At 72.4% G+C, this 18,170-nt stretch carries 19 protein-coding genes; 6 read left to right on the forward strand and 13 right to left on the reverse strand.

Annotated elements, in window-relative coordinates; translation table 11 throughout:
- Positions 1-2: 2 nt before the first annotated feature.
- The gene (locus IEZ24_RS06490) at positions 3-1,439 is read left to right on the forward strand and encodes a glycine hydroxymethyltransferase (protein ID WP_129453784.1); all 1,437 of its coding nucleotides are present in this window, start codon (positions 3-5) and stop codon (positions 1,437-1,439) included.
- Between the two features lie 66 nt (positions 1,440-1,505).
- On the opposite strand, the gene IEZ24_RS06495 is transcribed toward IEZ24_RS06490, so the two are convergent.
- Positions 1,506-2,390: a DUF559 domain-containing protein gene (locus IEZ24_RS06495; RefSeq protein ID WP_207206712.1), complete on the reverse strand. Its 885-nt coding sequence runs from the start codon at positions 2,388-2,390 to the stop codon at positions 1,506-1,508.
- Between the two features lie 138 nt (positions 2,391-2,528).
- Positions 2,529-3,716, reverse strand: a complete 1,188-nt coding sequence (glgA, locus tag IEZ24_RS06500; RefSeq protein ID WP_129453785.1) for a glycogen synthase — start codon at positions 3,714-3,716, stop codon at positions 2,529-2,531.
- Positions 3,717-3,783: 67 nt separating this feature from the next.
- Between glgA and glgC the strand changes: the two genes are divergently transcribed.
- Positions 3,784-5,031 carry a glucose-1-phosphate adenylyltransferase gene (gene glgC / locus IEZ24_RS06505; RefSeq protein WP_397190526.1) on the forward strand — a complete coding sequence of 416 codons (1,248 nt, stop codon included), beginning with the start codon at positions 3,784-3,786 and terminating at the stop codon, positions 5,029-5,031.
- Between the two features lie 12 nt (positions 5,032-5,043).
- Here glgC and IEZ24_RS06510 read toward each other — a convergent pair whose 3' ends face one another.
- Genes IEZ24_RS06510 through IEZ24_RS06525 form a run of 4 tightly spaced genes read right to left on the reverse strand, consistent with a single transcriptional unit; the run spans position 5,044 to position 7,357 of the window.
- Positions 5,044-6,267 (reverse strand): RNA polymerase sigma factor, encoded by a 1,224-nt coding sequence (locus IEZ24_RS06510; protein ID WP_129453787.1) that lies wholly within the window; start codon positions 6,265-6,267, stop codon positions 5,044-5,046.
- A gap of 14 nt (positions 6,268-6,281) precedes the next feature.
- Positions 6,282-6,638, reverse strand: a complete 357-nt coding sequence (locus IEZ24_RS06515; RefSeq protein ID WP_129453788.1) for a YciI family protein — start codon at positions 6,636-6,638, stop codon at positions 6,282-6,284.
- Positions 6,635-6,994: a YciI family protein gene (locus tag IEZ24_RS06520; RefSeq protein ID WP_129453789.1), complete on the reverse strand. Its 360-nt coding sequence runs from the start codon at positions 6,992-6,994 to the stop codon at positions 6,635-6,637. Before IEZ24_RS06520 ends, IEZ24_RS06515 begins: the two co-directional genes overlap by 4 nt.
- 12 nt (positions 6,995-7,006) lie before the next feature.
- On the reverse strand, positions 7,007-7,357 hold the full coding sequence (locus IEZ24_RS06525; protein WP_165355984.1) for a YciI family protein: 351 nt from the start codon (positions 7,355-7,357) through the stop codon (positions 7,007-7,009).
- Positions 7,358-7,490: 133 nt separating this feature from the next.
- Here IEZ24_RS06525 and pgm point away from each other — a divergent pair, with 133 nt between their 5' ends.
- Positions 7,491-9,134, forward strand: a complete 1,644-nt coding sequence (gene pgm, locus IEZ24_RS06530) for a phosphoglucomutase (alpha-D-glucose-1,6-bisphosphate-dependent) (RefSeq protein ID WP_129453791.1) — start codon at positions 7,491-7,493, stop codon at positions 9,132-9,134.
- 47 nt (positions 9,135-9,181) lie between these two features.
- Here the strand turns inward: pgm and IEZ24_RS06535 are convergent, their stop codons facing one another.
- Positions 9,182-9,490 carry a hypothetical protein gene (locus IEZ24_RS06535; protein ID WP_129453792.1) on the reverse strand — a complete coding sequence of 103 codons (309 nt, stop codon included), beginning with the start codon at positions 9,488-9,490 and terminating at the stop codon, positions 9,182-9,184.
- 83 nt (positions 9,491-9,573) lie between these two features.
- Positions 9,574-11,247: an acyl-CoA dehydrogenase family protein gene (locus tag IEZ24_RS06540; protein ID WP_129453793.1), complete on the reverse strand. Its 1,674-nt coding sequence runs from the start codon at positions 11,245-11,247 to the stop codon at positions 9,574-9,576.
- 109 nt (positions 11,248-11,356) lie between these two features.
- On the opposite strand from IEZ24_RS06540, the gene IEZ24_RS06545 reads away from it, so the two are divergent.
- The 3 genes from IEZ24_RS06545 to IEZ24_RS06555 are packed head-to-tail and all read left to right on the forward strand — an operon-like array spanning position 11,357 to position 14,051.
- The gene (locus IEZ24_RS06545) at positions 11,357-12,322 is read left to right on the forward strand and encodes a YihY/virulence factor BrkB family protein (RefSeq protein WP_129453794.1); all 966 of its coding nucleotides are present in this window, start codon (positions 11,357-11,359) and stop codon (positions 12,320-12,322) included.
- Between the two features lie 2 nt (positions 12,323-12,324).
- Entirely contained in the window at positions 12,325-13,413 is a 1,089-nt protein-coding gene (locus IEZ24_RS06550) for a potassium channel family protein (protein WP_242498394.1), read from the forward strand.
- 14 nt (positions 13,414-13,427) lie between these two features.
- Entirely contained in the window at positions 13,428-14,051 is a 624-nt protein-coding gene (locus tag IEZ24_RS06555) for a hypothetical protein (protein ID WP_129453795.1), read from the forward strand.
- Here the strand turns inward: IEZ24_RS06555 and IEZ24_RS06560 are convergent.
- From IEZ24_RS06560 to ureB, 5 genes are read right to left on the reverse strand one after another with little or no spacing between them, the layout of a single operon-like run.
- Positions 14,039-14,800: an urease accessory protein UreD gene (locus tag IEZ24_RS06560; RefSeq protein ID WP_129453796.1), complete on the reverse strand. Its 762-nt coding sequence runs from the start codon at positions 14,798-14,800 to the stop codon at positions 14,039-14,041. The two genes, IEZ24_RS06555 and IEZ24_RS06560, sit on opposite strands and share 13 nt — an antisense overlap.
- Positions 14,781-15,467: an urease accessory protein UreG gene (gene ureG, locus IEZ24_RS06565; RefSeq protein WP_129453797.1), complete on the reverse strand. Its 687-nt coding sequence runs from the start codon at positions 15,465-15,467 to the stop codon at positions 14,781-14,783. Before ureG ends, IEZ24_RS06560 begins: the two co-directional genes overlap by 20 nt.
- Positions 15,460-16,122: an urease accessory protein UreF gene (locus IEZ24_RS06570; RefSeq protein ID WP_318151914.1), complete on the reverse strand. Its 663-nt coding sequence runs from the start codon at positions 16,120-16,122 to the stop codon at positions 15,460-15,462. Before IEZ24_RS06570 ends, ureG begins: the two co-directional genes overlap by 8 nt.
- Before the next feature lie 15 nt (positions 16,123-16,137).
- A complete protein-coding gene (locus IEZ24_RS06575) occupies positions 16,138-17,838 on the reverse strand; it encodes an urease subunit alpha (RefSeq protein ID WP_129453798.1) in 1,701 nt (566 codons plus the stop codon).
- Entirely contained in the window at positions 17,831-18,169 is a 339-nt protein-coding gene (gene ureB / locus IEZ24_RS06580; protein ID WP_129453799.1) for an urease subunit beta, read from the reverse strand. The genes IEZ24_RS06575 and ureB overlap by 8 nt, the downstream gene beginning before the upstream one ends.
- Position 18,170 lies beyond the last annotated feature (1 nt).

The following is an 18,170-nucleotide window of genomic DNA, read 5'->3' on the forward strand; positions in this document are numbered from 1 at the left end:
CCATGACGGACTCCCTGATCAGCAGTGCGTACTCGCAGGCCCTCGAGGTCATCGCCTCGGTCGAACCCCGCATCGCGGAGGCGACCCGCCAGGAGCTGGCAGACCAGCGTTCCTCGCTCAAGCTGATCGCCTCGGAGAACTACGCGTCGCCGGCCGTGCTCATGACCATGGGCACCTGGTTCAGCGACAAGTACGCCGAGGGCACTGTCGGCCACCGCTTCTACGCCGGCTGCCAGAACGTCGACACCGTCGAGTCGCTCGCCGCCGAGCACGCCCGCGAGCTCTTCGGCGCGCCGTACGCCTATGTCCAGCCGCACTCCGGCATCGACGCCAACCTCGTCGCGTTCTGGTCGATCCTGGCCAACAAGGTCGAGAGCCCCTACCTGGAGAAGCTCCAGGCCAAGAACGTCAACGAGCTGTCCGAGGCCGACTGGGAGACCCTGCGCCACGAGTTCGGCAACCAGCGACTGCTCGGCATGTCGCTCGACGCCGGCGGTCACCTCACCCACGGCTTCCGCCCCAACATCAGCGGCAAGATGTTCCACCAGCAGCAGTACGGCACGGACCCCGGGACCGGGCTGCTCGACTACGACGCCGTCGCCGCCAAGGCGCGCGAGTTCAAGCCGCTGGTCCTCGTCGCCGGCTACTCCGCCTACCCCCGCCGGGTGAACTTCGCGAAGATGCGCGAGATCGCCGACGAGGTCGGCGCGGTGCTGATGGTCGACATGGCCCACTTCGCCGGTCTGGTCGCGGGCAAGGTGTTCACCGGCGAGGAGAACCCGGTGCCCTACGCCCACCTCACGACCACCACGACGCACAAGTCGCTGCGCGGCCCGCGCGGCGGCATGGTGCTTGCCCAGGAGGAGTTCGCCTCCGACGTCGACCGCGGGTGCCCGATGGTGCTCGGCGGTCCCCTCTCGCACGTGATGGCCGCCAAGGCCGTGGCCTTCGCCGAGGCGCGCACGCCTGACTTCCAGGCGTACGCCCAGCGCATCGCCGACAACGCCAAGTCGCTGGCGGAGGGCTTCCTGACCCGCGGTGCCAACCTCGTCACCGGCGGCACCGACAACCACATCGTCCTGCTCGACGTGTCGTCCTTCGGCCTCACCGGCCGCCAGGCCGAGTCGGCGCTGCTCGACGCGGGCGTGGTCACCAACCGCAACTCCGTCCCGGCCGACCCCAACGGCGCCTGGTACACCTCCGGCATCCGCCTCGGCACCCCCGCCCTCACCACCCGCGGCTTCGGCCACGACGAGTTCGACACCGTCGCGGAGCTGATCGTCGACGTGCTGAGCAACACCGAGGCCGGCACCACCAAGGCGGGCGGGCCCAGCAAGGCGTCGTACGTCCTCGGCGACGGCGTCGCCGACCGCGTCACCAAGCGGTCGGCCGAGATGCTCGACAAGCACCCGCTCTACCCGGGGCTCGTCCTCAGCTGACCGGGTTGCCGACCTCGCGGGCGGCACGACCGTGGAACGGACCGAACGCGCACGAGGGGCATGCCCTCAGGGCTGCGCCAGCAGCTTGGCCGTCCGTTCGGTCCGCATGACGGTCGCGACCAGGACAGATCGCACCCACTCTCGGTCGTGCATGACGTCCTCCCACGCGAACCTCAGCACGACCCAGCCGTTGGCGACCAGCAGGTCGTAGCGGCGGGCGTCGCGTCGCAGGGCCGCCCGATCACCGTGCCACTCGAACGAGTCGGCCTCGAGCACGATGCGGAGTCGGCGGTCGACCAGGTCGGAGCGCACCACCAGGCCGAGGTCACCGCGGATCCGGACCTGGGGCTCGACGTCGAGTCCGGGCACGTCCAGCGCTGTCGCGCGCAGCACCGACTCGAACGGATTGTCCGCTCGTCCGTCCGCGTGTGCTGCCACGCGGCGTAGACGAGCTGCGCCCGGGCCGCGTGCCTCCCGTGCCAGAGCGTCCAGCTCCTGTCGTGGGAAGCCGTCGCGCAGCGCGGAGTCCGCGATCGTGAGTGCCTCGTCGAAGGGGAGCCGGCGACCGCACATCTCGAGCGTCTTCGCCGCCGTCGTGCACACGCCCTCGACGTGCTCGTCCTGCAGGTCGATCCAGCTGAGGTGCATCTCGGCGCGCCTGGCCGCGTCGAGCCGTCGGTCCTTCGGCACCGCGATCTGCGGCCGTTCGGGCACGACCTTGACCTTCCAGCCGTGAGCCAGTGCGGCCGACACCAGGCACACGTAGCCCGACACCTTGAGTGCGAGCTCGGTGCTCGCGTGCACGGTCGGGACGGCGTACCGGCCGCGGTTGACCCGCACCAGCTCCCCGCTCCGGAGCGCCTGGTCGAGAGCCTGCCGGGAGGTGATCGCGACCAGCGTCCGCCGCGAGGCCACACCACCCAGGATCGGCATGAGGTCCGAGATCTCCATCCCCGGAGCCTCGCCGATGTCGGCGGCCGCGCGCTCGCGCTGTCCACAGGCCGCCGTACGGACCGAACGAGAGTCGGGTCGGCGCTACCACGCGTGAGCGGCCTGAGGCGGGCCGCCATCGGTCCGTCCGACGCGCGCCTACGCCAGCGAGCGGTACAGCTCGATCGTCCGCGCGGCGATCGAGCCCCAGCTGAACGACTCCTCGGCGCGCCGGCGTCCGGCTTCTCCGTACGCCCGGGCGCGGGCGGGGTCGCTGACCGCGTCGGTGAGCGCGGCGGCGAGGTCGGCGACGTAGCGCTCCGGGTCGAGGGGGGTGCCGGTGCCGTCGGTGGCCTGCTCGATCGGCACCAGCCAGCCGGTCTCGCCGTGCACGACGACCTCGGGGATGCCGCCGGTGGCGGTGGCGACGACAGCGGTCTCGCAGGCCATCGCCTCCAGGTTCACGATGCCGAGAGGCTCGTAGATCGACGGGCAGGCGAAGACGGTCGCCGCGGTCAGCAGCGCGACCACGTCGGGGCGCGGCAGCATCTCGGCGATCCACACCACGCCCGAGCGCGTGGCGGCGAGGTCGTCGACCAGCCCGCGCACCTCCGCCTCGATCTCGGGGGTGTCGGGCGCGCCGGCGCACAGCACGAGCTGGACCTCCGGCGGCAGCGCGGCGGCGGCGCGCAGGAACAGCGGCAGGCCCTTCTGGCGGGTGATCCGGCCGACGAAGATGACGCTCGGCCGGTCGGGGTCCACGCCCAGCTCGCGCACGCGGTCGGGGTTCGCGACCGGCGCCCACTCGGCGGTGTCGATGCCGTTGTGCACGACGTGCACGCGGTCGGGGTCGACCGAGGGATAGCTGCGCAGCACGTCGTCACGCATCGCCGCGCTGACCGCGACGATGCCGGCGGCGCCCTCGTACGCCGTGCGCTCCGCCCAGCTCGACAGGGCGTAGCCGCCGCCGAGCTGCTCGGCCTTCCAGGGTCGCATCGGCTCGAGGGAGTGGGCGCTGACGACGTGGGGGATGCCGTGCATCAGGCCGGCGAGGTGGCCGGCCATGTTGGCGTACCAGGTGTGCGAGTGCACGAGGTCGGCCCCGGCGCAGTCGTCGACCATCGCGAGGTCGACCCCGAGGGTGCGGATGGCCGCGTTGGCGCCCGCGAGCGACGACGGCTCGGCGTACGCCGTGGTGCCGGCCTCCGAGCGCGGGGCTCCGAAGCAGCGCACGCGGGCATCCACGTCGGGCAGCACCCGCAGCGCGCGGACCAGCTCGGCGACGTGCACGCCCGCTCCGCCGTAGACCTCCGGGGGGTACTCCTTGCTGAGGACGTCGATGCGCATGAGCCGAACCTAGTGCCCGCAGGTGGTCGACCGCGCCCTTGTGGGCGACTAGTTTCGTCGCATGGCCATCACGCCCCCGCGCAAGAAGGTGCTCGCAGTCGTCCTGGCCGGAGGCGAGGGCAAACGCCTCATGCCGCTGACGGCCGACCGGGCCAAGCCCGCGGTGCCGTTCGGCGGCATCTACCGGCTGATCGACTTCGCGCTGTCCAACGTCGTCAACTCCGGCTACCTCAAGGTCGTCGTGCTGACGCAGTACAAGTCGCACAGCCTCGACCGCCACGTCACCACGACGTGGCGGATGTCGAACCTGCTGGGCAACTACGTCACCCCGGTGCCGGCGCAGCAGCGTGTCGGCAAGCGGTGGTACCTCGGCAGCGCCGACGCGATCTTCCAGTCGCTCAACCTGCTCACCGACGAGCAGCCGGACATCGTGGTGGTGGTCGGTGCCGACCACGTCTACCGGATGGACTTCTCGCAGATGGTCGCCGACCACGTCGCGTCCGGCGCCGGGTGCACCGTGGCCGCGATCCGCCAGCCGATCGGCCTCGCCGACCAGTTCGGCGTCATCGACGTCGACCCGGCGAACCCGCAGAAGATCCGGGCCTTCCTCGAGAAGCCCACGGACCCGGTCGGCCTGCCCGACTCGCCGGACGAGGTGCTCGCGAGCATGGGCAACTACGTCTTCACCGCCGACGCGCTCGTCGACGCCGTCTCGCGTGACTCCGAGCGCGAGCAGTCCAAGCACGACATGGGCGGCGACATCGTGCCGTGGTTCGTCGACAAGTCCGAGTCCGCGGTCTACGACTACAAGGACAACGAGGTGCCAGGCTCGACCGACCGCGACCGCGGCTACTGGCGTGACGTCGGGACCATGCGGTCCTACTACGACGCCCACAAGGACCTCGTCTCGCCGCTGCCGGTCTTCAACCTCTACAACAACGCCTGGCCCATCTACACCAGCTACGGCCCGCACCCGCCGGCCAAGCTCGTCGAGGGCGCGACCGGCGCGCAGGTGTCGACCTTCAACTCGATCCTGTCCCCGGGCGTCGTGGTGACTGGCGGCACCGTCAACCAGTCCGTGCTCTCGCCGGCAGTGTGGGTCAAGGACGGCGCCGAGGTGTCGGACTCGGTGCTGATGGACGGCGTACGGATCGGCGAGGGCGCGATCGTCCGCAACGCCATCATCGACAAGGGCGTCGTCGTCCCGCCGGGCGTCCAGATCGGCGTGGACCACGAGGCCGACCGGGCCCGCGGGTTCGTCGTCGACGAGGGACTCACCGTCCTCGCCAAGCAGCAGCACGTCCCCGAGGACTGACAGGCGGGCGCGTCAGCCCAGCGCGTCGCGCTGTCCGACGAGGAACGCGCGCTCGACGTCGTTGCGGCACGCGGCGATCGCCTGGTCGTACGCCGCGCGCGCCGCGTCGGTGTCGTCGGCGCGCGACAGCAGCTCGGCGCGCACCGCGGCCGGACGGTGGCTGGCGGGGATCTCGAGTCCCTCCAGCGCGGCGAGGCCGGCCGCCGGGCCGCGGTCCTCGGCGACCGCGACGGCGCGGGCCAGCCGCGCCGAGGGGGAGGGCGTGACCTGCAGGAGCAGGTCGTAGAGACCGACGATCCGGTCCCAGCGGGTCTCCTCGGCACTGGCCACGGTGGCGTGCTCGGCGGCGATCCGCGCCTGGAGGACGTACGACGCGGTGAGCGGCGTCAGCGGGCCGCCCAAGGAGGGCGCGGCCAGCAGGTGGGTCGCCTCGGCCACCTCGTCGTGGTGCCAGCGGGTGCGGTCCTGGTCGGCGAGGAGCACGAGCCGACCGTCGCTGGCCCGGGCGTCACGGCGTGAGTGCTGCAGCAGCATGAGCGCCAGCAGCGCCACGAGTGCGGGCTCGCCGGGGCGCAGGCCCAGCACGACGCGGGCCAGTCGGATCGCCTCGCCCGACAGCTCGGCACGCAGCAGGTCCGGCCCGGTGCCCGGGGCGTATCCCGCCGTGAAGGCGAGGTAGGTGGTCTGCGCGACGGTGTCGAGCCGGCCCGGCAGCGCGGAGGCGTCGGGCACCGCGAACGGGATCCCGGCGCCCACGATGCGCTTCTTTGCCCGGGTGATCCGCGCCGCCATCGTCGCCTCCGGCACGAGGAAGAGCCGCGCGATGTCGGCGGTCGGCACACCGAGGACGAGTCGCAGGCTCAGTGCGCTGGCGGACTCCGGTGCGAGGGCCGGGTGCGCGCACATCAGCACCAGCCGGAGGACGTCGTCCTCGACGAGGCTGCCGCTGTCGGCCATCGTGCGCGCCCCTTCCTGGTGGCGTTCGGCGTCGGTGAGGAGCAGCGGCTGCTTGCGGGCGGCCACCGCCTCGGTGCGCAGGCGGTCGACGACCCGGCGCTTCGCCGCGGTCATCAGCCAGCCCGCGGGGTTGTCGGGCACGCCGTCGGCCGGCCAGGTGCGGCTGGCCGCCTCGACGGCGTCGCCGAGGGCGTCCTCGACGAGGTCGATGCGGCGGAACTGCGCGAGGAGCAGGGCGACCAGTCGTCCCCACTCCTCGCGCACGACCCGCTCGAGCACCGGGTCCGATGGGCTCAGGGCGTCACCTCGACCGTGGGGTGGATCTGGATGTCGTAGGGCGGGAGCAGGCGGAGGAGCTCGACCACGACGTCGAGGTCGGGCGCCTCGAGCAGGTAGAAGCCGCCCATGCCCTCGATGACCTCGGCGTAGGGGCCGTCGCTCAGCTGGACCTGGCCGCCGGTCGTCCGCATCACCGTCGCGTCGGACGAGTCGCTGAGCGCCTCAAGGGCGAGCAGCTCGACGCCGTCGCGGGCCGCGCAGGCGGCGTCGAACTCGCCGAACTTCGCCATCGCCGCCATCTGCTCCGACTCGGTCTGCTCGAGCCACGGCTTCTCGGCGCCGTCGCCGATCAGCAGCACCAGGTACTTCACGACGCACGCTCCTCGGGCTGCACGCACCTGCGGACCTCCACGGCGTCACCGGTGGCCGCGAGCAGCCGGCAGCAGTCCACCAGTCCGTCGAGGTCGTCGGTCTCGACGAGGTAGAAGCCACCGACCTGCTCGCTGGTCTCGGCCCAGGGGCCGTCGGTGACCGTGGTGGAGCCGGGCGCGATCGTGCGGGCCTCCGAGGCCCGGTGCAGCTCGGCGCCGCCGGTGATCCGGTGGCCGCCCGCGACGAGGCGGGCGGAGAACTCCTCGTGGGCTGCGTAGCCGGCGCGGCGCTCCTCCTCCGGGAGGTCCCACCATCGCTCGGCGTCGCCCATCAGCAGCACGACGTACTCGGTCATGTCAGGTCTCCTTCACTCCGCCATGCGGCGGAACTCGATGTGCTCGCCCCGCGCCGCGAAGCGCTGGCAGACGGCACGCAGGTCGGCCTCGTCACCGGACTCGACGAGGTAGAAGCCGACGACCTGCTCGGCCGTCTCGGAGAAGGGGCCGTCCGTCACGAGCGCCTGTCCGTCGGCGCCCGGCCGCATCGACGTCGCCCGGTCCGAGGAGTCCAGGGGACCGCCGGTCACCACGGTGTGCCCGCCGGCGGTGAGCTCCTCCTGGAACTGCAGGTGGGACCGGTGGCCCTTGTCGTGCTCCTCGGACGGCAGCTCGGCCCACTCGGCCTCGGGTGCGGGGAGCAGGATCAGGTAGCGGCTCATGGGTGCGGTTCTCCTCCTGGGGCTGCGGGGCCACCGGTTGCGGCCCCACCACTCTGACGGACCGACCCTGCCCGAATCGACAGACGGGCCCGGCTTTCTCGACGGGACTTGCCGGACCCACCAAGATGGGGCCATGGCCACCCACGAGAGAGCCGGACAGCCCGCCCGCACCGAGGACCTGGTGGACGTCGCCCACCTCGTCACGGCCTACTTCGACCACGAGCCCGATCCCGACGACGTCGCCCAGCAGGTGGCCTTCGGCACCAGCGGGCATCGCGGCACGTCGCTCAACACGTCCTTCAACGAGATCCACATCGCGGCGACGACGCAGGCGATCTGCGACTACCGCAAGGAGCAGGGCTACGACGGCCCGCTGTTCATCGGCCGCGACACCCACGCGCTGTCCGAGCCCGCGTGGGCGACCGCGCTGGAGGTGCTCGTCGCCAACGACGTGACCGTGCTCGTCGACGACCGCGACGGCTTCACCCCGACGCCCGCGGTGAGCCACGCGATCCTGCGGGCCAACCAGGGGCGTACGACCGGCGCGGGACTCGCGGACGGCATCGTGGTCACCCCGTCGCACAACCCGCCCCAGGACGGCGGGTTCAAGTACAACCCGCCCCACGGCGGCCCGGCCGACTCCGACGCCACCTCCGTCATCGCGGCCCGGGCCAACGAGCTGATCCGCGGCAACATCGCCGGCGTGCGGCGAGTCGCGTTCGCGAAGGCGCGTGCGGCCGTCGGTGCGTACGACTTCCTCGGCACCTACGTCGACGACCTGCCCACCGTGCTCGACCTCGACGCGATCCGCGACGCCGGGGTGCGGATCGGCGCCGACCCGCTGGGCGGTGCGAGCGTGGCCTACTGGGGTGAGATCGCCGACCGGCACCGCCTCGACCTGTCTGTGGTCAACCCGTTGGTCGACCCCACCTGGCGCTTCATGACGCTGGACTGGGACGGCAAGATCCGCATGGACTGCTCGTCGCCACACGCGATGGCCTCGCTGGTCGGTCGCAAGGACGAGTACGCGATCGCGACCGGCAACGACGCCGACGCCGACCGGCACGGCATCGTGACGCCCGACGCCGGCCTGATGAACCCCAACCACTTCCTCGCGGTCGCGATCGCGCACCTCTTCGGTGGCGCCCGGCCCGGGTGGCCGGACTCGACGCGCATCGGCAAGACGCTCGTGTCGAGCTCGATGATCGACCGGGTCGCCGCCTCCATCGGCAAGCCGCTCGTCGAGGTGCCGGTCGGCTTCAAGTGGTTCGTGCCCGGCCTGATGGACGGCTCCTTCGGCTTCGGTGGCGAGGAGTCCGCTGGCGCGTCGTTCCTCCGACGCGACGGCTCGACCTGGACCACCGACAAGGACGGGCTCCTGCTCGCACTGCTCGCCAGCGAGATCCTCGGCGCGACGGGCAAGACCCCCAGCGAGCACTACGCCGCGCTGGTCGCCGAGCACGGCGACCCGGCGTACGCGCGCATCGACGCCCCCGCCTCCCGCGAAGAGAAGGCCAAGCTCGGCGCGCTGTCGCCCGACGACGTGTCGGCGACCACGTTGGCGGGGGAGCAGATCACCGGCAAGCTCACCGAGGCGCCCGGCAACGGCGCGAAGATCGGCGGGCTCAAGGTCACCACCGAGTCGGCGTGGTTCGCCGCGCGGCCCAGCGGCACCGAGGACGTCTACAAGATCTACGCGGAGTCGTTCCGCGGCCCCGAGCACCTCGCCCAGGTGCAGGAGGAGGCGCGCGAGGTGGTCAGTACGGCCTTGCGGTGAGGAAGTGCTGCTCGCCGCGCGTCGGGTGGGGCACCGTGACAGACGGCTCAGAAGGTGCTGCCGCCGACCGGTCCGGCCTCGATGGGGTCGCGACGTCGTCGGCCGTGGGCGCGCGCGTCCTCCCCGTCCTCGTCGTCGATGTCGGCGCGCGAGAAGCTCACCGCCACGATGGAGTCGAGGCGTACGAGCACCTGCTGGGCGTTGCCGTCGTCGAGGATCACGCCGAGGCCGTCGGCACCGACGATGCGGCCGTCGAGCCACGTGCCCTGCACGAGGAGTCGCACCGGCGCACCGGCGTCCTGCGCGTGCCGCAGCAGCGTGCCGACGGTGAACAACGTGCTGCTCTTGCTGGACACGGCTTCCCCCTTGGTCGAGGGACAACGCTAGGTCGTCCGCGGCGACCGCGCAGCCGAACCGGTCAGGAAAGGCCCTGCGGGCCTCACGCGGTCGGCGTGGCCCGGTCGACGACCTCGCGCAGCGAGCCGCTGCTGAGCATCCCGAAGGTGCCGCCGTACGACGCCCCGAACCGGCTGTCGCAGAAGGCGTCGGCGACCTCGGCGGGCGCGTGGCGCACCAGCAGCGAGCCCTGGAGGCAAGCGGCCATCCGGCCTGCCAGTCTGCGCGCGCTGGCCTCGAGCGCGGCCCCCTCGCCGAGCAGCGCCAAGGTGTCGTCCACCGCACGGTCGAGGCGGCTGTCACCCCCGCGCGCGGCGCCGACCTCGGTGATCCACGCCTCCAGCACCTCGGGCTCGCGGCCGAGGGCGCGCAGCACGTCGAGGGCGTTGACGTTGCCCGAGCCCTCCCAGATGGAGTTGAGCGGCGACTCGCGGAACATGAGCGGCAGCCCGGAGTCCTCGACGTAGCCGTTGCCGCCCAGGCAATCCAGTGCCTCGGCGACCATCGCGGGCGTGCGCTTGCAGACCCAGAACTTCGCGAGCGGCAGGGCGATGCGACGCAGGGCCACCTCGTGCGGGTCGGCTGGACGGTCGACCGCAGCGGCCAGGCGCATCGCCAGGGCCGTCGCGGCCTCCGACTCCACGGCGAGGTCGGCCACCACGTTCTGCATGAGGGGCTTGTCGACCAGCAGGCCGCCGAACGCCGAGCGGTGGGCGACGTGCCACGACGCCTCGGCGAGCGCGTGCCGCATCAGCGCAGCCGAGCCGAGCACGCAGTCCAGCCGCGTCGCGGCGACCATCTCGATGATGGTCCGCACGCCGCGACCCTCCTCGCCGAGCCGCTGGCCGAGCGTGCCGGAGAGCTCGAGCTCGGACGACGCGTTGGACCGGTTGCCGAGCTTGTCCTTGAGCCGCACCACGTCGAGGCGGTTGCGCGTGCCGTCCTCCAGCACGCGCGGCACCACGAAGCACGTCACCCCGCCCTCGGCCTGGGCCAGCACCAGGAACACGTCGTTCATCGGGGCCGAGGTGAACCACTTGTGCCCGTGCAGCGCGTACCAGCCGTCGTCGTCGGTCCTCACCGCGCGGGTCTGGTTGGCCCGGACGTCCGACCCGCCCTGCTTCTCCGTCATGCCCATGCCGGCCAAGGCCCCGGTCTTCTCCGACCTCGCCCGGACGCCCGGGTCGTAGGAGCGCGCGGCCAGCAGCGGCGTCCACTCCTCGGCGATCGCCTTGTCGGCCCGCAGCGCCGGCACCGCGGCGTACGTCATCGAGATCGGGCAGCCGTGGCCGGGCTCGGTCTGCGACCACGCGAAGAACCCGGCCGCGCGCCGCAGGTGGGCGTACGGGTCTCCCGCCTCCTGGCGCTCCCAGGGCGCCGCCTGGAGGCCGTGCCCGACGGCGCGCTCCATGAGCCAGTGCCAGGACGGGTGGAACTCGACCTCGTCGATGCGGTTGCCCCAGCGGTCGTGGGTCGTCAGCACCGGGTGGTGGCGGTTGGCGAGCAGGCCGTGCTCACGCGCCTCGGCGCTCCCGGCCTCGGCCCCCAGCGCGGTGAGGTCGGTGACGAGGTCGGCGGAGCCGTGGCGGACGAGCGCGTCGGTGAGCGCGACGTCGGAGGTGACGACGTTGTGGCCCACCAGGGCGGGCGCCTGGTTGGTGGCGGTGCGGGCGTCGGGGCGGGCGTCGGGGCGGGCGTCGGGGGAGGCCTCGGTCATGGCTCCACCGTAGGACGCCGGACGGTCGGGGGTGACGCCGACCACGTCGCCGGCGGAACCGCCGCCCGGGTCCGGTGCTTCGGGGCGTGCGCTCGATAGCGTGCTCCCCATGGTCGAGGCGCGCGAGGACACCCCTGCCCCGCGCCGGACCGACACCGCCGTACGCCGGCTGCGCGAGCACCTCTGGCGGATCATCGTCACGACCGTCGGGTCCTGCCTGCGGCACCGGGTGACCGGGCTCGCCGCCGAGGCGGCGTTCTTCGCGGTGCTGTCGGTGCCTCCGCTGGTCTTCGCGCTCGCGGGCGCCGTCGGCTTCGTCAGCGAGCGGTTCACCGCGACCCAGGTGGAGGACGTGCGCAACGCCGTCCTCGAGGTCTCGCGCCAGGCCCTAACCGAGCGGGCCGTCAACAGCATCATCCGGCCGACCATCGACACCGTGCTCGACGGCGGTCGCTACGACGTCATCTCGATCGGCTTCATCCTCGCCCTGTGGTCGGGCTCGCGGGCGCTCAACGTGTTCGTCGACACCATCACGATCATGCACGGCCTCGGCGGTCACCGCGGGATCGTCGCGACCCGGGCGTTGTCCTTCGTGCTCTACGTCCTCGCGATGGTGACCGGCGCCGTCAGCATCCCGCTCGTGGTCGCGGGCCCGACGCTCGTCGACCGCGTGGTCCCCGAACGCCTCGACTTCGTCAACGGCCTCTACTGGCCGGTCGTCCTCGTGCTCTGCATCTGCTTCCTCGCCACGCTCTACCACGTGTCGGTCCCCGTACGGACCAACTGGAGCTTCAACCTCCCCGGTGCGGTGTTCGCGCTGTTCTGCTGGATCGCGGGGTCGTACACGCTGCGGTGGGTGCTGACCGTGACGGCCGCGGAGTCGCGCTCGATCTACGGCCCGCTCGCCGCACCGATCGCGGTCCTGCTGTGGCTCTACCTGCTCGCCCTCGCCGTGCTGATCGGCGCCGCCGTCAACGCCGCCTTCGACACCGTCTTCCCGCAGAAGAGCACGACGCGCGCGCGGCTCGAGACGGTGCAGCGGCTGCGCGAGCGGATCGGCGTGCGAGACTCCTGACCGTGTCGACGTCGAGCCACCAGCCCAGCGTGGGCCGGGTGTCGCTGCCCGAGCAGATCCGGTCGCCCTGGTGGGAGCTGGGACGTCGTGTCCTGATGGCCGTGTCGATCCTGGTGGGCACGGTGCTGCTCGTCTACTTCGACCGCGAGGGCTACCGCGACGGCAACGACCCCACCAACACGATCAGCTGGATCGACGCCATCTACTACACGACCGTCACGCTCAGCACGACCGGCTACGGTGACATCTCGCCGGTGTCCGACCAGGCCCGTCTGGTCAACGCGTTCGTCATCACACCGGCCCGCATCGCCTTCCTGGTCCTGCTGATCGGCACCACCCTGGAGGTCCTCGCCTCCCAGGGACGCGAGATGTTCCGGGTCGCCCGGTGGAGGAAGAAGATGGACCAGCACGTCGTCGTCGTCGGCTACGGCACCAAGGGCCGCAGCGCGATCGAGACCCTCCTCAACAACGGCTACGTCCGCGAAGCGATCGTCGTGGTGGACCCGAGCCCGGTGGCGGTCGCCGACGGCAACCGCGACCAGCTGGTGGTCATCGCCGGCGACGCCACCCGGCGCGGGGTGCTGCGCCAGGCCGGCGTCGAGAAGGCGACCCACGTCATCATCACCACCGACCGCGACGACTCCAACGTGCTGGTCACCCTCACCGTGCGCCAGCTCAACCCCGACGCGTGGATCGTGGCCGCGGTGCGCGAGCACGAGAACGTCCCGCTCATGCGCCAGTCCGGTGCCAACTCGGTCATCACGTCCTCCGACGCGGTCGGCCGCCTGCTCGGGCTCTCCTCGATGTCCCCGGAGCTGGGCTCGGTCATGGAGGACCTGATGACCTACGGCGAGGGCCTGGAGGTGGCCGAGCGCGACCTCCTGGTCGCCGAGGTCGGCAAGCAGCCGCAGTCGCTGCCCGACCAGGTGATCGCCGTCGTGCGCGACGAGAAGGTCTACCGCTACTTCGACCCCGTGGTGTCGCTCCTCGCGCGTGGCGACCGCCTCATCGTCATCCGCCCCGCCAAGGAGCTGCCGTGGGCGCCGCGACCCGGCACGCACGGCGAGGACCTCGCCGAGGACGACGACTGAGGTGGCTTGATCCCGTGATCGCCTCGCACGCCCACCGCTTCGTGTTCGTCAAGACCCGCAAGACCGCCGGCACCAGCCTCGAGATCGCCCTGTCGCGGCACTGCGGCCCCGACGACATCGTCACCCGCATCAGTCCCGAGGACGAGGCGCTGCGCGCTGCGGCCGGGGGAGTGGGGCCCCAGAACGACGACACCGACCCCGGCTCGTACGCCCACATGGGCGCGCGACGGGTGATCGAGGTGATCGGCCGGGAGACGTGGGACGACTACTTCACGTTCGCCGTCGAGCGGAACCCGTACGACGTGGTCGCCTCGTCCTACCGCTACAGCGCCCGCAAGCCGTCCTTCACGAAGACGTTCGCCGAGTTCGTCCGCACGCCCAAGAGGATGGAGCGGCTCGCGCTCAACGAGCGCCTCTACCGCCTCGACGGCCGGGTGGTGGTCGACCGGGTCTACCGCTACGAGGAGCTCCCCGAGGCCGTCGCGGACCTCTCCGCCCGCCTCGGCCTCGAGCTCGACCTACCCCATGCCAAGCAGGGCAGCGGCCCGCACTACCGCGAGCTCTACGGTCCGGGCGACGCCGAGATCGTGGCCCGGCGGTTCGCGCGCACCATCCGGGAGTTCGGCTACGAGTTCTGAGGGCAGGCGGTCAGCGCCGCTCGCCACACCTCCGGAGGGACGGCACGGTGGGCCTCGTGGGCCAGTCCCCGCCACACGGTGCCGCCCCCTTCGAGGTCCAGCCGGCCCTCGGGGCACAGCTCGGGATCGACCGGCACCCCGAGCGCCACGACGGTGCCGAGGGCCCGGTGCCCACCCAGGATCCCGGGCCGGTCCGAACGGTCGTCCAGGACCGCCTCCTCCACCAGCACGGGTACGCCGCCGGGTCCGTGCGCGGACCACACCTGCTCGAGGTGGCCGCCGCGCTCGCCGTGCCGTCCCATCACGAGCGTCTCGCGCAGCACCAGTCGCGCCCCGCCCTCCATGTCGACGACGGTGCTGCGGCGCACCCGGGCGCCGGAGGCCACCACGAAGGGCTCGCCGGCCCAGACCACCGTGGCGTCGCGCGCCAGGCGGAGCCGTACGTCCCACGAGGCGTCGCCGCCGCGCATGTCGAAGGCCACGGTGCCGGTCGGTTCGACGAGCTCGAGCCGGATGCCCGGGCCGACCTCGACGTCGACGCGCACGGCGTCGCCCGCGAGCAGCAGGGCTCCGTCCGGCACGAGCGCGACGCGGGCGTGGCGCGCCCCGCTGTCGATCAGCATGGGTCGCAGGCACGGGGCTGCCGGGTCGCCTGGCGTGCTGATGCGGACGTGGACGCGCCCGTCGGTCGGCGTGACGGCGAGCGTGGTGCCGCGCGCGGTCTCGCGGTCAGGCAGCAGGATGGTCATGCGAGTGCGCCGCCATCGGCCCGGGGTCCGTGGGCACCAGCTCGCCGGCGCGGTGCCGGGCGACCTCAGCGGTCACCCACGCGGTGAGGGCGTCGACGGACGCCCGGTCGGTGCGGGAGAGCGCGATCACCGAGCGTCCGTCCCGGGCGGCCTCCGCGTCCGCGACCATCCGGTCCCGGTCGACCCCGACGTGGGGTGCGAGGTCGGTCTTGTTGACCACCAGCAGGTCGGCGCGCTCGATGCCCGGGCCGCCCTTCCGGGCCACGTCGCCCCCGCCGGCGATGTCGAGCACGAAGACCTGGGTGTCGACCAGCGCCGGCGAGAACGTCGCGGTGAGGTTGTCGCCGCCGGACTCGATCAGGACGAGGTCCGGAGCGAACTCCTCCTCCAGCTCCTCGACGGTGAGCAGGTTGGCGGTGATGTCGTCGCGGATGGCGGTGTGCGGGCACGCTCCGGTCTCCACCGCGCGGATCCGCTCCGGCGTGAGCACCCCGGACGCCCGGAGGAAGCGGGCGTCCTCGTCGGTGTAGATGTCGTTGGTGACGACGGCGAGGGACATGCGTCCGGCGAGCTCGCGGCACAGCAGGGCGATCAACGAGCTCTTGCCGGTGCCGACGGGGCCGCAGACGCCGAGTCGGAGGCCGCGGGTGGGGGACGGGTCAGGCACTGAACAACCTCCGTGTGCTGCGGGCGTGGGCCTGCGCCCACACCTCGGTCTGGGGTGCTGCGGTCGCGGGGATGTCGCGTGGATCGGTCAACCCGGCCACGTCCTCCGCGGCCGCGGCGACCTCGGGAAGGGCGTCGTGCACCCATCCGGTGGCCGCGGCCGGGTCCAGGGGGAGCAGCTTGAGAGAGGCCGAGGCGACGGTCTGCACGTCGTCGTAGCCGACGAGCCGTGCCAGCGACAGGGCGTCGAGGCCCGCTGCGGCGGCCGCACCGGCCAGTGCCACGGGGCGCGGGCACCCGTCCAACCGGGCCACGCGGCGTACGGCGGCTCCGTCGGCCCACAGGGATGCACTGAGGCGGTTCATGGCACGGCCCTGCGCTCGTGAGGTGCGCCGCAGGGCGTGGCTCGGCGTGCGCGCCGCCCATGCCGCGACGACGGGCTCGAGCGGCAGCTCGTGGTCCAGCCGGTGGAGGGCGACCACCGCCGTGCCGGCCTCCACCCTCACGGTGGTCGCCAGGCGGGCCGACATGTAGGCCGGCACCTCGGCGCTGGTCAGCCCGTGCTGGACGGCGGCCTCGAGGCCGGCCGACTGCGTGTGTCCTGCCACCGGCAGGCGCGCGTCGGCGAAGAGCATGAGCAGCAGGTCGGTCGGCACGTGGTCCACGGCAGGTCAGAACATCGTGTAGAGCTGGGCGAGCGGGAGCCACGTCGCCGGGGCGGGTACGACGCGTTCGCCGTCGATGTCGATGGCGAACGTCTCCGGGTCGACGACGATCACCGGGAGGGCGTCGTTGTTGACCATCTGCGCCTTGCCCACCTCGCGCGTGGGTCGCACCGCGGCGAGCCGTCGCCGCAGCCCGAGGTCCGCCGCGAGCCCGGACTCGAGGGCCGCGGGCGAGACGAACGTGACGGAGTGGTCGGCACCGTCGTCCTCGACCAGGGTCGGCCGCATCAGCACCGGCTGGGGAGTGGGGATCGAGGCGTTCGCGTCGCCGAGCGCGGCGTACACGAGTGCGCCTCCCTTGAGCACGATCGAGGGGCGCACGCCGAAGAAGCGCGGGTCCCACAGGACGAGGTCGGCGAGCTTGCCGGCCTCCACGGAGCCGACCTCGTGGTCGATGCCGTGGGCGATGGCCGGGTTGATCGTGTACTTCGCCACGTAGCGTCGCGCGCGCTCGTTGTCCGCCGGTCCGGCGCCGAGCGCACCGAACCTGGCCTTCATCGTGTGCGCCACCTGCCAGGTGCGCGTCACGACCTCGCCGATGCGGCCCATGGCCTGGGCGTCGGAGGAGGTGATCGACATGGCGCCGATGTCGTGGAGCACGTCCTCGGCGGCGATCGTCGTCGCCCGGATCCGGGACTCGGCGAACGCGAGGTCCTCCGGGACGCGCGGGTTGAGGTGGTGGCAGACCATGAGCATGTCGAGGTGCTCGGCGACGGTGTTGACGGTGTGCGGCAGCGTCGGGTTGGTCGATCCCGGGATGACGTACGGCTCGCCGGCCACGCGGACGATGTCGGGCGCGTGGCCGCCGCCGGCCCCCTCGGCGTGGAAGGCGTGGATGGAGCGGCCCCCGATCGCCCGCAGCGTCGACTCGAGGTAGCCGGCCTCGTTGAGGCTGTCGGAGTGAAGCGCCACCTGGAGGCCGTGCTCGTCGGCCGCGCGAAGCGCCGCGTCGATGGCGGCGGGCGTCGACCCCCAGTCCTCGTGCACCTTGTAGGCGGCCGCGCCGGCGAGGGCCTGCTCGGCGAGCGCCGCAGCGGAGACGGTGTTGCCCTTGCCCATCAGCAGCACGTTGACGGGGAGCGGGTCCAGCGCACGGTGCACGGCACGCAGGTGCCAGGCGCCGGGGGTCACGGTGGTGGCCTTCGAGCCCTCGGACGGGCCCGTGCCACCACCACCCAGGGTGGTGATCCCCGTGGCGAGGGCCTCGTGGACCTGCGAGCGCGAGAGGAAGTGCACGTGGACGTCGATCCCGCCAGCGGTGAGGATCTTGCCCTCGCCGGAGATGACGTCCGTGGAGGGTCCGATGACGAGGTCGGGGTGCACCCCGTCGGCGATGTCGGGGTTCCCGCTCCGGCCCAGGGCGACGATGCGCCCGTCGCGGATCCCGACGTCGGCCTTGACCACGCCCCAGTGGTCGAGGACCAGGGCGCTGGTGATGACCGTGTCCAGGGCACCGTCCGCGCGGGTCGTCGTGGACTGGTGCATCGACTCGCGGATCGACTTCCCGCCACCGAACACCGCTTCCTCGCCACCGAAGGTGAGGTCCTGCTCGACCTCGATCCACAGGTCGGTGTCGGCCAGGCGCACCTGGTCGCCGGTGGTGGGGCCGTAGAGCGCGGCGTACGCGCTCCGGCTGATCTCAACCACCAGCGGCCTCCGTGGCCGGGCGCACCTGGATCCCCGGCACGTGGCGGCGGCCCCGGAGCGTCACGGCGCGGACCGACTGGGACGCGCCGGGCTCGAAGCGCCGGCTGGTGCCCGAGGGGATGTCGAGGCGGTGGCCCGCGGCGGCTCCCCGGTCGAAGGACAACGCGGCGTTCACGTCGGGGAGGTGGATGTGCGAGCCGATCTGGACGGGACGGTCCCCGGTGTTGACGATGACCAGGTCCATGCGCTCGTCGGGTCCGCGATCCGCGTTGAGCACGACGGTCCCGTCCATGGTCCGGATCTCCCCGGGTCCGCTGGGCAGGTCGGCCACG

This window comes from Nocardioides ganghwensis, from assembly GCF_014779655.1.
Classification (GTDB): Bacteria; Actinomycetota; Actinomycetes; order Propionibacteriales; family Nocardioidaceae; genus Nocardioides; species Nocardioides ganghwensis.

Coding starts and splice junctions, on each gene's coding strand:
- IEZ24_RS06560 (WP_129453796.1), bottom strand. CDS start 14,800: ATGACCATCCTGCTGCCTGACCGCGAGACCGCGCGCGGCACCACGCTC.
- IEZ24_RS06520 (WP_129453789.1), bottom strand. CDS start 6,994: ATGACCGAGTACGTCGTGCTGCTGATGGGCGACGCCGAGCGATGGTGG.
- pgm (WP_129453791.1), top strand. CDS start 7,491: ATGGCCACCCACGAGAGAGCCGGACAGCCCGCCCGCACCGAGGACCTG.
- IEZ24_RS06545 (WP_129453794.1), top strand. CDS start 11,357: ATGGTCGAGGCGCGCGAGGACACCCCTGCCCCGCGCCGGACCGACACC.
- IEZ24_RS06490 (WP_129453784.1), top strand. CDS start 3: ATGACGGACTCCCTGATCAGCAGTGCGTACTCGCAGGCCCTCGAGGTC.
- IEZ24_RS06540 (WP_129453793.1), bottom strand. CDS start 11,247: ATGACCGAGGCCTCCCCCGACGCCCGCCCCGACGCCCGCCCCGACGCC.
- IEZ24_RS06525 (WP_165355984.1), bottom strand. CDS start 7,357: ATGAGCCGCTACCTGATCCTGCTCCCCGCACCCGAGGCCGAGTGGGCC.
- glgA (WP_129453785.1), bottom strand. CDS start 3,716: ATGCGCATCGACGTCCTCAGCAAGGAGTACCCCCCGGAGGTCTACGGC.
- IEZ24_RS06495 (WP_207206712.1), bottom strand. CDS start 2,390: ATGGAGATCTCGGACCTCATGCCGATCCTGGGTGGTGTGGCCTCGCGG.